This is a genomic window from Gemmatimonadota bacterium (assembly GCA_040388535.1).
Lineage (GTDB): Bacteria > Gemmatimonadota > Gemmatimonadetes > Gemmatimonadales > GWC2-71-9 > Palsa-1233.
The window spans coordinates 953,743-966,355 of record JAZKBR010000002.1 but is presented as its reverse complement, the minus strand read 5'-3'; the positions used below and the strand labels follow the sequence as shown (position 1 = coordinate 966,355).

Here is a 12,613-nt window from a genome sequence, read left to right as displayed (position 1 = left end):
GCGATGGCTACTGGAGCGAGAGCTTCAGCCTTGTGCGGGAGGGGCGCGCGAACCGAGACCGCTGATTGGAGCGCGATCGCGGGGAGCATCGACGGAAGGCGATGCGGGGGTGCTGAGAATCGGCCGGGAGAACCGACCGAGCTGGAGCAGAAGCGTGGCGGGAGGGGTGGCGGCGACCGGCGCGCCAAGCTCACAGCGCTCGACGTGACAGGTGGTGTCGCTCGACTCGATGTGATTCGCGGCGACGCGTTGCGGGGTCGAGTGGAAAACAACGGCGTCGACCAGCGGGACAAGGTTGCCGCCGAGGTAGAGCACCAGCGAGAGCAGTGCACGCATCGACCTGGTCACGCCATACCCGCGGGCAGCGTTTCAACGCCAGTACCATCCCGCCGCTTCGGCGGACCATCGACCGGCAGCATGAACCAGAAGGTGCTTCCCTTGCCGTAGATCGACTCGACGCCGATCTGGCCGCCGTGCAGTTCCACGAAACGCTTGCAGAGCACCAGCCCGAGGCCGGTGCCCTGCGCAGCACGCGATGCCGATGCATCGACCTGCGAGAATTCCTGGAAGAGCTTCCCCATATCCTCGCTCTTGATTCCCATGCCGGAATCCGACACCGACACCCAGACGACATCGCGGGTCGCGAGTTTCACCGCTTCGCCGAAGCGAGACACCGCCACGCTCGGCATCGGCGCCACGGTGCGGACGGCCGAGACGGTGATGCGGCCGCCTTCGCCGGTGAACTTCGATGCGTTGGAGAGCAGGTTGAAGAGGATCTGCCGGATGCGGGTGCCATCTGCCACCACTTCGATCGACACCCCCTCGGGCATGTCGACGGTGCACTCCTGGAGCTTTCCGCTGCGCAGTGAACTGGTGTCGGTGACCGCGCCGACGATTGCCTCGCGCACGTCACAGGTCGCGAGCGAGAGCGTCATCCGGCCCGCCTCGATCTTCGAGAGGTCGAGAACCGAGTTGATCAGGCCGAGCAGATGCTTGCCGTTCCGGAGAATCGCCTCGAGAAACTCCTTCTGCTGCTCCTCGAGCGGACCGAGTCCTTCGGTGAGGAGCAAGTCGGAGAAGCCGATGATGGCGTTGAGTGGCGTGCGCAACTCGTGCGACATGTTGGCGAGAAATTCGCTCTTGAGCTGCGTGGCACGCTGCAGCTCCTTGTTCTTGGTCGCCAGCATCCGTTCGTTGCGACGCAATTCCTCGAGCACCGTGGTGCGGTCGAGGCCGAGCACGACCTGGTCGCCGAGGGTCTGCAGCAACTGGCGATCGTGTTCTCCGAAGAAGCGGCCATCCTTGCGGTTGTAGGCACAGACGGCACCAACCACCAGCCCGGCCGAGCGCAGCGGGACCATGGCCGCGCTGGTGAGTCGGCCGGTGAGTTGCTCGTGCGGATGGTTGCGCGGGTCGAGTTCCATGTTGTCGACCAGGACCGCTTCGTCGTGCACGATCACGTGGCCGACCAGCGAGCGCTCCATCGGCACCAGCGAACCGACCGCTGGCAGCAACGGCCCGGCGCCGGCGACCACGCGGACGAAGCGACCCTCTTCCACAACCAGCATGATGGCGCCCCCCTCGGCTTCGAGGAGGTCGGCCGCGGCCTGGGCGATCTGTCGATTGAGTGCGGCGAGGTCGTTGCCGGCGAGGAGTGCAGCGGCAAGGTCGCGGAGTCGCTCGAGTTCGCGATTCCGGCGATCGGCGGCGGCGAGTGCGCGGGAGAGCGATTCCTTCTGACGGCCAGCGGCGGCACGGCCACGCTGCAAGGTGATCAGCGCCAGGAAGGACGCGACCGCAGCGAAGCTCAGCCCGGTGTCACGAAAGTCCTTGGCGAGGAAGGCAACCGAGAGCCAGCCAGCGAGCAAGGCATAGAAGACCAGCGGACCAGTGCCGAAGAGGCCGTCGTACCACGGTCGCGGCGTCGGCACCGGCTGCTTGCGCCGATCTCGCATCACCCCGGTCGGTGGTCCGTCGCTCATGCTCGGGCCTCGTCGGGTTCTTCGATGATCGAGTGGAACATCGTCGTGCCGTGCGCGAGCATTTCGCGGAGGTAGGGGCGACACATGCCACACTGATCGCCACACCCCGTGGCCTCCTGCAGACTCTGCAGATCCCAGCCGTTGGCCCGGGCCAATGGCAGCAGCCGCTCGAAGGTGGCGCGCATACAGACGCACCGGTCAATGCGGAGCTGGGGGAGCCAGGGATTTGACATGAGTCAGAAATGTAGCGGGAGAGAGACTAGAGACTAGAGATCAGCGACTAGAGCCAAAGCGGTGTCCCCCTGAGCGGAGCGAGGGGGCGGAGCATCGTTCCAGGGTGGAGTTCCGCCCCCTCACTTCGTTCAGGGCGACAACCCCTTCCCGCTCTCAACCTCTAGTCTCCAGTCTCTAGTCTCTCGTCTCTCTCAGACCTTGTGGTACACCACGCGCCCCGCCTGCTCCCCATCCTCGGCGGTATACAGCTCGAAATCGTGGAAGAAGGCGGGTGACTCTGCCCGGAGGGTCTGCAGGACCCGGACCGCGAGCCGGCGAATCTCGCGTTCGGCGCCCTCGCCGAGGCGAAGCTCGAGCATCGTGCGCCAGGCCCGGATGTTTCCGCTTACCACGATCTTGGTTTCGGTGCCGTTGGGGAGGACCGAGCGACCGGCTTCGCGGGCGAGCTTGCGGCGATGAATCTTGTCGGCGACCCAGGAGTAGCGCTCCATCAGCTTCTCGACCGCCGCGACGTAGCTGGCCTGGGCCGCTTCCATCGACGCGAGCCACGCCGTCTCGAGTGCCTCATCGCCTTGCACGGCCGGCGGCATCACGAAGGCGGCATCGGATTCGTCGACATAGCGCTGGGAGAGCTGGGAATAGCCGAACCCCGCGCGGTGCCGCACCAGTTCGTGGGTCAGCGACCGTGAGACTCCTTCGATGAGCAGCACATAGACCGCGTGCTCGAAGACCGACCCGTGCCCCTGCTTGAGGATGTTGCCGAGGTATTCGGCGGTGCTCCGCCCGGCCGGATTGTGCTGACTCATGTAGCAGAGTCGGCCCGCGAATTCGGCGAGTTTCTCGCCGTCGGTGCCCGGCTCCTTCCACTGCACGCCGAGATGCGTGGGCTCGAGGAATTGCGGGCGGGCGATCAGCGTGACGACGGGTTCGCGATAGAGGCGCATGAGAGGTCGGGGCGTTGATGGTGGAGCGAACGGGCTGCGATGGCAGCGGCGCGGCGGAAGATAAGCCCCCCTCCCGGTCACCGCTCAGGGTGTCGGAAGGGGTGCCGCCCAGCGTCCGTTGGCCCAGGTCGCGCCCGTCTCGATGGCGCGGAGTTGTGCTGCCACGCCGTCGGGAAGAGTCGCGGCATCGGGACCCACCTTGAGCTGCCGGATCGGATCGGCGGCGTCGCCGAGAATCACGCCTGGGTTCCAGAGACCATCGGGGTCGAACGCCGCCTTCAGCGCCCGGAAGACGGCGATCACGGTGCTGCCGTAGAGCGCCTCGAGGGTTCCTGCACGCAACCGGCCGGCACCGTGTTCGCCAGAGGTCGTGCCACCGAGCCGGATCACTGCGGCCGTCACCTCATCGAAGATGGCGCGGACTCGTTCCCGCCAGTCGGGATCATTCAGGTTGGGGAGCAGGTTCACGTGCACGTGGCCGTCGCCCGCGTGTCCGAAGAGCACGGCGTCGATCCGCTGGCGCGCAGTCGCGGCGTCGATGGCATCGAGGTATTCGGCGAGGCGCTCGGTGGGGACGCAGCCGTCCTCGATGACCTGCAGCGAACGACGACCATCGGTCAGCCCCGCCAGCATCGGAGACGCCCCATGACGCACGGCCCAGAGCTGTTCGATGCTGGCCGGATCGAGGGCGGTCTGGACGTCGAGCACCAGCGGGGTCACCGCGGCGACCAGCTGCTGCAGACGTTCGGCCAGCTCCGGCGCACTGTTCCCCTCGAGGTCCACCAGCAGCAGGCCGGCCGCTTCGCTGAGCAGACCGGGGTGCTCCGGCGTGTCGACGCGGTGCTGAATCAGCCTGAGGAAGGAGGTATCGAGGAGTTCAAGCGTCGAGGGATCGTGGCTGCGAATCGTCGCGAGCACCGCAGCGAGATCGTGACGGTTACGCAGCGCCACACGGAGCGAGGCCCGGGCAGTGGGTATCGGGTCGAGCCGCACCACGATGTCGGTGATGACGCCGAGGGTCCCTTCGGAGCCGATCACCACATCGATCAGGTCGCCCGAGGTGAGCAGCTGGTCGAGCGCGTAGCCGGCGCTGTTCTTCCTGACCTTCGGGAAGGCCGCGCGAATGGCATCCGCGTGGGCGCCGAGGAGCGGCGCCACGGCGGTATACCACTTCACCATCACCGGATGGCCGAGGTCGGCAGGCATCCCGCGTACGAGGGTCAGTGGCCCGACGGCGGTCTCGAGCGTGAGCTCCTTGATCCAGGGCCGGACACTGCCGTAGCGAACGGTGCGGGCACCAGCGGCGTTGGTGGACACCATCCCACCCAGGGTGGCCCAGGCGCCACTCGACGGATCGGGTGGAAAGCGCAGACCATCCCGCCCAGCGAGTGCCTGCAGATGCGCGAGCGGAATCGACGGTGAGAGCCGGGCCGTGCGGTTTCGCGCATTGACGACGCAGCGTCCCGATTCGAAGGCGGTGAGATCGAGAATGAGGCCTTCGCCGAGGTTGCCGCCGTCCATCGCACTGCCGGCCCCACGCGGCGTCACCGACCAGCCGGCCGCGCGGGCATCGTCTATCGCCGCACGCAACTCGGCGAGCGAGGTCGGCCGCACCACAGCCGCCGGGATGATGCGATAGATCCCGGCACCTTCGCTGTACCGTGCGCGGCGGAGCGAGTCGACGGCCTGCGGGGAGAAGGTCATTCGTCGGCCGCCGTGCCGAGGACCGGACGTGCCGCGCGTCGGGCGTAGCGCACCACCGCGCGAATCGCCGTGTTCGACGGCGCCGCGAGTGCGGCCAACGCGGTGAGCAGATACACCTCGCGGCGCGTCATCCGCACGGTGGAGCGCGGGGCCAGTGCGGCGCGCTGCGCCTCGAGGAGTGCGAGCGTCCGGCAAGCGTGGAGCAAGGGCGTCAGGCAGAAAAGCCGCACGCGCACGCCGCTCCGTGGCAGCAGGGTGATGTACTCCACGGCCGGTTCGACACTCGCCTGCGCCTCTGCGAGCAATGGCGCGAGCACATCCCACGATTCGCGTTCCCGGCCGGGAAGGAACATTTCATCGCGCTTGAGCCCGACCGTGTCCCATACCTCGACCGGCACGTGGTCGCGGTCGAGCTGTTTGTCGGCCGAGACATCGCGGATGATGTTGGTGAGCTGCAGCACGAGGCCGAAGGTGGGCGCGAGTTCGTCGAGTTTGCGCGCAACGGCCGCCGTCCGCGGCGGCTGGTAGTCGACGAAGAGCCCGGTGAGTATGTGCCCGACCGTGCCCGCGACATAGAAGCAGTAGCGACGCAACTCGGCCATCGTGGCGAAAAGGGGAAGATCGCGCCGTTCATCGGGCGGCAGTGAGGCCGCCATCCCGTCGATCATTTCGAGAACCCACGGCCGGATCGCCGCCTGCTGCGCGTCGGGCAGCCGGTGCAGCTCGGCGAGCACCGTCGCGGTGCCGGCCATCAGTTCACGGACGTTCTCATCGAAGAGAGAGATCTCGAGATCGTCGACTCTGAGTGACGGGTCGATGACCGCGCGTCGCAATGCGGTGAAGTGCTGCCGTCGTCGATCGCGCAGGAGGCCGGGCTGATCTTCAATCGAGTCGGCGATCCGGCAGACCAGGTAGCTCACGGTGACAGCGTGCGAGAGCGCCGGCGGCAGCAGCCGGATGACCAGCGCGAAGGTCCTTGAGACATCGGGCAGCACTCGGGCGCAGAACGCGCGGCCGTCGTCACGCACTCCGGTCATCGATGCGGCACACCTGTGGGCTGCGGTAGCGAATCCGGCTTGGCGGCTTTTTTCTTGAGGCCCGTGTCCGGCGCGACGGCAGGTGCCGCGACTTCGCCGGGGTCACCGAACTTCTTGGTCAGCCGGTCGAGCAGCATACCAACTCTGATCGCGACCGGATGATTCGGCGGGACGACCCGGTCGAGCGAGTGATCATCGCGCGAAGGGTCGTCGAGCGGCCGATAGACCGTCTCGACCGTGATGCTGCTGTGATTGGGTCGGGACGGATCTGCCCAGGCACGCAGCCGGACGATGTCCACACCGATGGGCCGACGCGTCGTCGGGCGGAGTGTTGCCGCATCGAACCAGCCGGTCTCGAGCCAGCCGTCGGCACTTTCAGTCCGTCGCACCGGGATCGAATCGGCATCGAGGGCGAGCGCGAGCTCCTGCGTCGCTTCGCGGACCGACAGTTCCCACTCCACCACCGTGGCGCTCGGCAGCGAGACGAAAGGCGGGCGGGTCGTCGTCGGATAACACGCGGCGCCGAGCAATAGAGCGGCCATCATTTGCGCGTGTCTCACAGTCCAAGCTCCATCGGTACCGGCGTGGCGCCGCTCCAGTCGTAGAAGCCCTTCCCGCTCTTCCGGCCGAGGTAGCCTGCCGTCACCATCCGGCGGAGCAGTGGTGGCGGAGCGTATCGGGTTTCGCGGTACTGATCGAACATGATCTCGCCGATCCGCACGACGGTGTCGAGCCCGACGAAATCCAGCAACGTCAGCGGTCCCATCGGATGGCCGGCGCCGAGCTTCATGGCGGTATCGATCTCGGCGATACTGCCCCTGCCCTGCTCGAGGGCGTGCACTGCATCGATGAGGTACGGCACCAGCAGGAGATTGACGATGAAGCCGGACTCATCTCGTGCCGTGACCGGAGTCTTGCCGATGGCGTGCACGAAGCCGAGCGCCGCTTCGACCGCCGCCGGGGCGGTGCGAATCGACCGCACCACCTCGACGAGTGGCATCATCGGCACCGGATTGAAGAAGTGCAGTCCGAGGAGACGTTCGGGGTGTGCGAGTCCGACCGATTGATCGACGACACTTAGCGACGAGGTATTGGTCGCGAAAAGCGCGTCGGTACGACAGACGGTTTCGAGTGCCCGCCACAGTTGCTGCTTGGCATCGAGCGACTCGACGATTGCCTCGATGACGAGATCGCATTCGGCCAGCCCGTCGAGTGACGAGGCGAACGTGAGTCGGGCGAGCGCAGCGTCGCGGGCCTCGCCGGTGAGCTGCCCCTTCTCGACGAACTTCGCGAACGACTTCTCGATGCTCACCCGGGCCCGCGGCCACTGAGCGGCGTCGGCGTCGTGCACCAGCACGGTGTAGCCACCCGTTGCTGCCGCCTGGGCGATGCCGCTCCCCATCAGACCGCTGCCGACCACGGCGACGCTGCGAATGGTCACTTGTCCTCGAGCGCCTTGCGCACTTCAGTCGTGATATCGCGCACGACCTGACCCACTTCGCGAGCGAGGCGCGATGACGGCGGCGCTGACTGTGACGTGCCGGGCGGCAGGGAAGGCTTGCGCTCGAGATCGTCGAGCAGCCGTTCCAGGCCGAGCTGTGCGCGCTCCGCGACCGGACGGAACTGACGTCCCACCATCACACCTGCGGCCGCCCCTGGGATCACCGGGATCAGCGCTGCCACTTCGGGAGCACCGAGCACCGCCATGAGCGCTCCGGCGATCGCGCCGCCGACACCGAGTGCCGCGGCGCCGCCGACGTACGCCCGCCGGGTTCGACGCAACGTGGCGGCAATGGTCACGTGACAGAAGCCGGCTTCGAGCGGCGTGATGACCACGCTGATCAGTTCGGCCCGCTCGAGATACGGCTTGCCGCCGCCCTCGAAGATCTTGCGCATCTTGCGCATCGCGCCGGCGAAGGAGCTCATCGGCTCGAAGGTGGTGCGTCCGACCGTGGCGCGCTGGATCACGAAGTGCTCGCGCGATTCGAGATAGCGCGCGATCACCAGCGCGATCCCCTCTTCGGTACCCTGCACCACGCGCTCGCTCGACAGGTCGGCGCGGCCGAACCAGGCGTCGAGCGTGTCGGAAGGTGCGGCGGGCACGGCACGGGTGCGCTCTTCAAGGAGCGCCTGCCGCAAGTGCTGCTCGGGGATGCCGACTTCCTTGCCGAGGGCGAGGACTTCGTCCTCACTGACACCATCACCGATATCGCTCGAAGCGGCCTGGAGTTCGGCGGCCCGCTGCAGCAGGCGGTCGAAGGTGGCGCGATCGATACGCGCAGGAAGTTTGGGTTCCATGATTCGCTCAGCCCGGGAACGCTTCGACGATCACGGCAATCCCCTGCCCGCCGCCAATGCACGCCGACCCGAGTCCGAAGCCGCCACCACGGGCGCGCAGGGCGTGGAGCAGATGCGCGGTGATTCGCGCACCACTCGCCGCGAGCGGATGGCCAATGGCGATCGCACCGCCGTGGACGTTGGTGCGGGCGCGATCGAGGCCGAGTTCTTTCTCGACGGCGAGGTACTGCGCGGCAAAGGCCTCGTTGACCTCGACGAGTTCCATCTGCGCGAGAGTCATTCCCGCCATCGCGAGTGCCTTGCGTGCCGCCGGTACCGGGCCGATCCCCATGATGTCGGGAGGCACACCGGCGACGCCCCAGGCAACGAGTCGACCGATCGGCTTCAACTGATGCGATGCCGCCGTGGCGCCGGTCGTGAGCACGAGCATCGCAGCGCCATCGTTGATGCCGGAGGCAGTCGCCGCGGTCACGGTACCGTTCTGACGGAAGAGTGCCGGCAGGCGCTCAAGCGACTCGCGTGTGGCACCGGCGCGAATGTGCTCGTCGGCCTGCCAGGGAAGATCCTGCTTCGTCTTGCGATCGCGGATCGGCACCGGGATCACTTCGTCGCGGAAGACGCCATCACGCCAGGCCGCGGCGGCCGCCTCCTGTGAGCGGATCGCGAACTCTTCGCACGCCGCGCGGGAGACGCCGTAGCGTTCGGCGAGATTCTCGGCCGTTTCGCCCATAGAGCAGCCGGCGAACGAATCGCGCAGCCCCTCGAAGAGCGAATCCTCGAGCAGCGGCGATGGACCATACTTGATGCCCCAGCGGGCACCGCGCACGATGTGCGGCGCCTGGCTCATCGATTCGGTGCCGCCCGCGAGCACGGCAGTCGCCTCGCCGAGCAGCAATCGGTGGGCACCCTGCACCACCGCCTCGAAGCCCGAGCCGCAGAGTCGGTTCACCGTGACGGCTGGAGTCTCGACCGCGAGTCCGGTTCGCAGCGCGATGTGACGCGCGCAATACATCGCGTCCCTGGAGGTCTGCATCGCGTTGCCGACGATGGCGTGATCAATGAGCGTCGGGTCGATCCCGCTGCGCGCCACGGCGTGCTCCGCCGCGATCACGCCCAGGTCGGTGGCGGAGAGATCCTTGAGGGTGCCGCCAAAGGTGCCGAAGCCGGTCCGGACGGCCGCGAGGAAGACGATATCGGTCATGGCTGGAATATGGCGCAGGGCCGCCGCCACTGCTCAGAGGCCGAGCCGGGTTCCGCACTCCGGGCAATGCTTCCACTGCCGCTCGATCTCTTCGCCGCAGGAGGGGCAGGCCGGGTGGCGCTGGTCGGCACCACAGAAGGGGCAGAACTTCACGACGCGCCCTTCGGGGAGGGCCTCGGTGCAGCTCCAGCAGCTCGCCGACGGCGGGGTGAACTGGACCGCCGTGAGGAACTCGGGCGGGGGGCCGCTCACTGGCGCCGCAGGCGGTGCCTCGAGCGCGACCCGGATCGCGTCGGCGACGACCCGACTCACGGGCAGCGGAATGATGTCGGCGTCGTCAATCGGGCCGTCATCACCGACCTCGATGTTGCTCTCGGCGAGCGGCGATTCCTCGACATCGAGTTCGGGCGCGGGTGCTTCCTCGACTACCCGGCTCGGCGGCATCTGGAGCACGCCCTGCAGTCGCGCGACGGTGGCTGGCGTCACGGTCAGCTCGGCCGAGCGAAGCTTCTGCAGGATATCGAGGTCGGGGAGTTTCGATCCGATGGTCCGCCGCGCCATTTCAGCGGCGTCGTGCGGCGCCACGTGTACCAGCCCCTCCTCTTCCGCGAGGAGCCGCAGCATCAGCGCTTCATAGTCCTCGGAAATATCGATACCGAGAAGCCGACGCGCCTGACGATAGGGGAGGACGCGATCGAGCAGCTGGCCGACGCCGATCGGACCACCTTCGCTGCCACCATCGGCGTGCCACTGGGTGAGCACCGTCGCCGTGAGTCGTTCGAGTTCGGTCACTTCCTCTCCGCCAGTGGAAGCCGCTCGCCGGCCGCGAGCCGGGCCTCGAACGCGGTGAAGGCCGCATCCGGATCGTAACCCGCAAACTTCCCGGCCGCGCGCTTCGCGTCAAGCCACGCGCCATATCCCGACTCGACGATGCCTTCCGAGGTCACCTGCTCGGTAGCCGCACGGACCGCGAGGTCGTTGGCATATTCGTTCTTGGGATGGCCCGCGTGCCCGCGCACCCAGGTGAATTGCGCGTCATGGATCGGGAGCGACTGCCAGAGCGCCTTCCAGAGCTCGAGGTTCTCGATCACGCCGCCGGCGCGGACCCAGCCTCGGGCCTTCCATTTCGGGGCCCACTCGCGGATCCCCTTCACCAGGTACTCGGAGTCGGACACGATCAGCAGGCGGAGCCGGGCACCCTTCTGCCCGAGCAACTGCAGTGCGGCGATCGCGCCAGCCAGCGCCATCCGGTTATTGGTGGTCGACGCCGAATGCAGGTAGAAATCGCGGCGCTGGACTCCCTTGGGAGTGCGGAGCTCGATCAGTCCGCCAGAGCCGCCCGGGTTGTCGCCGGGCTTGCCGTTGCCGAGACAGCTCTCGTCGAGATGAAGCAAGGCGATAGGGAGCGCGGCTGGGGTCAGGGGTCGATTACCTGGAAGTGGTCGAGGTCGGCGAGCACGAAGGTGAGTTCATCGCCGGTCATGGCGAGGAACCCGAGGAGGGCTTCCCGCCCCCTTGAGGTCGTCATCGCCGAGGCCACGACGATGTACTCGTTGCCACGTCGACGAAGGGTGACCCGTTTCCGCTTCCGGACGGCGTGTTCGAGTTGTTCCATCCGTTCAGGGGTCCAGCGGAAAGTGCCCAAAGCGACGAACTCCGTGGCGGTCGGAGAGAAGATAGCGGATGACGGATGATGGATGATGGATGATGGAGAAGGGAGAAGGGAGTGGCGCGCGGCTCAGTACTTGGGGATCAGCGATCCGAGCATCCCGCCGAGTCCCCCGTTGGACAGGGCGAGACCCCTCGCGATCGAGAGGCAACCTCCCTTCTCGCTTCTTCGTTCTCGCTTCTCGGCTAGCGCACCCACTTCCCGCCCAGCATCACCTTCACGACTTGCCGCGAGTTGCGGATTTCGGCGAGCGGGTTGCCGCCGAGGATGACCAGGTCCGCCGTGCCGCCGACGTGCAGCGAGCCGAGCGAATCGGCGCGCAGGAGTTCGGCGCCGCGCAGGGTCCCGGCGCGCAGCGCCTCGAGGGGCGTGAGGCCGGCGCGCACCAGCAGTTCCATTTCGAGATGCACACCCGCGCCGGGGACCAGCAACTGATTCGACGCATCGGTGCCGGTCGCGATTCGGCCGCCGGCGAGCGCAAAGGTGTGGACGAAGAAGTCCTGCACCGCCCGCGAGGCGCGGAAGGCGGGGTAGTCCTCGCGCACCCAGCCAGCCCGCTTGATCATTCCCGGCACATTCCAGTTGGCGCGGGCCGAGTCGGGGACATCGGCGAGTTCGCTGGCGCGGAGGGTGCTGGCATCGTCGAGGCGGGAGAAGGTCTCGTGCAACCCGAGGGTCGGCACCAGCGTGACGCCGTATCGCGCGAGGGTGCGCGCGACCGCAGCGAGGCTGGCGGTGTCGAGGCCGGTCCAGCTCTGTTCGAAGGCGGTCCAGCCCACGAAGAAACCCTTCGCGTGCGCGGCCATCAGCGCCACCGAATCGCCCGCTGCCTCGGGCACGCCGGTCAGGTGTTCGATCGAAGTCACACCTAGCCGCGCCGCGGTGAGGGCGTCGGTCAGGCCGAGATGGGCCGCGACCGGGAGATTTCGGGCGCGGGCCGCCGTAATGATGGCGCCGAGCATTGGCGGCGTGGTGTGGGTGTAGGCCTTGATCCAGGTGGCGCCGTGGGCAAACACCGACGCCACCGCAGCATCGGCTGCATCAGGCGAGGCGAGTCCGATGGCATCCGGGTAAGTGGTCGGGATCCCATCGAGCATCGCCACGGCCTGAAAGAGCCGCGGCGAAGGGGCACGGGTGGCAATGGCGCGCAGCGTGTCGGCGAGCGGGAAACCGTCGTGCAGATCACGCACCGCGGTGACGCCCCAATGGAGTGCGAGGGCGAGTCCCCACGGCTGCAAATGCGTGTGGGCGTCGATGAGTCCGGGGATGATCCAGCGGCCAGTGGCGTCGGTGACGCTCGCCCCGCGCGGCACGGGAACATCAGCACTCGAGCCCACCGCGACGATATGGCCATCACGAACCAGCACCACCCCCTGGGCGATGGTGCGACCGGTGACCACATCGATCACGGTGCCGCCGGTAATCGCGTCCATTCCGAGGCCGGGCCGTGCGGTATCGCACGCCGCCAGCAACAGGAGGGCCAGGGCGGAAAAGCGACGCGCCCCGGTCGGCCCGGAGCGCGTCAACGAGCCGAAGCGAAGCAC

At 67.4% G+C, this 12,613-nt stretch carries 14 protein-coding genes; all 14 read right to left on the bottom strand.

Going from position 1 to position 12,613, the window contains the following annotated elements; translation table 11 throughout:
- Positions 1-24: 24 nt before the first annotated feature.
- Positions 25-336 (bottom strand): hypothetical protein, encoded by a 312-nt coding sequence (locus tag V4558_07895; GenBank protein MES2305414.1) that lies wholly within the window; start codon positions 334-336, stop codon positions 25-27.
- Between the two features lie 8 nt (positions 337-344).
- Positions 345-1,982: an ATP-binding protein gene (locus tag V4558_07890; protein ID MES2305413.1), complete on the bottom strand. Its 1,638-nt coding sequence runs from the start codon at positions 1,980-1,982 to the stop codon at positions 345-347.
- Positions 1,979-2,167 carry a (2Fe-2S)-binding protein gene (locus tag V4558_07885; GenBank protein MES2305412.1) on the bottom strand — a complete coding sequence of 63 codons (189 nt, stop codon included), beginning with the start codon at positions 2,165-2,167 and terminating at the stop codon, positions 1,979-1,981. The genes V4558_07890 and V4558_07885 overlap by 4 nt, the downstream gene beginning before the upstream one ends.
- Before the next feature lie 240 nt (positions 2,168-2,407).
- Complete coding sequence (thyX, locus tag V4558_07880) at positions 2,408-3,160, bottom strand: FAD-dependent thymidylate synthase (GenBank protein ID MES2305411.1); 753 nt, start codon at positions 3,158-3,160, stop codon at positions 2,408-2,410.
- An 84-nt stretch (positions 3,161-3,244) separates the two neighbouring features.
- Entirely contained in the window at positions 3,245-4,864 is a 1,620-nt protein-coding gene (locus V4558_07875) for an FAD-binding oxidoreductase (GenBank protein ID MES2305410.1), read from the bottom strand.
- Positions 4,861-5,901: a squalene/phytoene synthase family protein gene (locus V4558_07870; protein ID MES2305409.1), complete on the bottom strand. Its 1,041-nt coding sequence runs from the start codon at positions 5,899-5,901 to the stop codon at positions 4,861-4,863. Before V4558_07870 ends, V4558_07875 begins: the two co-directional genes overlap by 4 nt.
- Positions 5,898-6,461 (bottom strand): hypothetical protein, encoded by a 564-nt coding sequence (locus V4558_07865; protein MES2305408.1) that lies wholly within the window; start codon positions 6,459-6,461, stop codon positions 5,898-5,900. Before V4558_07865 ends, V4558_07870 begins: the two co-directional genes overlap by 4 nt.
- Positions 6,458-7,342: a 3-hydroxyacyl-CoA dehydrogenase family protein gene (locus tag V4558_07860; protein MES2305407.1), complete on the bottom strand. Its 885-nt coding sequence runs from the start codon at positions 7,340-7,342 to the stop codon at positions 6,458-6,460. The genes V4558_07865 and V4558_07860 overlap by 4 nt, the downstream gene beginning before the upstream one ends.
- A complete protein-coding gene (locus tag V4558_07855) occupies positions 7,339-8,199 on the bottom strand; it encodes a hypothetical protein (GenBank protein ID MES2305406.1) in 861 nt (286 codons plus the stop codon). The genes V4558_07860 and V4558_07855 overlap by 4 nt, the downstream gene beginning before the upstream one ends.
- A 7-nt stretch (positions 8,200-8,206) precedes the next feature.
- Entirely contained in the window at positions 8,207-9,400 is a 1,194-nt protein-coding gene (locus V4558_07850) for an acetyl-CoA C-acetyltransferase (protein MES2305405.1), read from the bottom strand.
- Positions 9,401-9,433: 33 nt separating this feature from the next.
- Positions 9,434-10,192 carry a zinc ribbon domain-containing protein gene (locus tag V4558_07845; protein MES2305404.1) on the bottom strand — a complete coding sequence of 253 codons (759 nt, stop codon included), beginning with the start codon at positions 10,190-10,192 and terminating at the stop codon, positions 9,434-9,436.
- Entirely contained in the window at positions 10,189-10,794 is a 606-nt protein-coding gene (locus V4558_07840; protein MES2305403.1) for a ribonuclease H, read from the bottom strand. The genes V4558_07845 and V4558_07840 overlap by 4 nt, the downstream gene beginning before the upstream one ends.
- A 23-nt stretch (positions 10,795-10,817) precedes the next feature.
- The gene (locus V4558_07835) at positions 10,818-11,045 is read right to left on the bottom strand and encodes a hypothetical protein (GenBank protein ID MES2305402.1); all 228 of its coding nucleotides are present in this window, start codon (positions 11,043-11,045) and stop codon (positions 10,818-10,820) included.
- Positions 11,046-11,254: 209 nt separating this feature from the next.
- Entirely contained in the window at positions 11,255-12,613 is a 1,359-nt protein-coding gene (locus tag V4558_07830; protein MES2305401.1) for an amidohydrolase family protein, read from the bottom strand.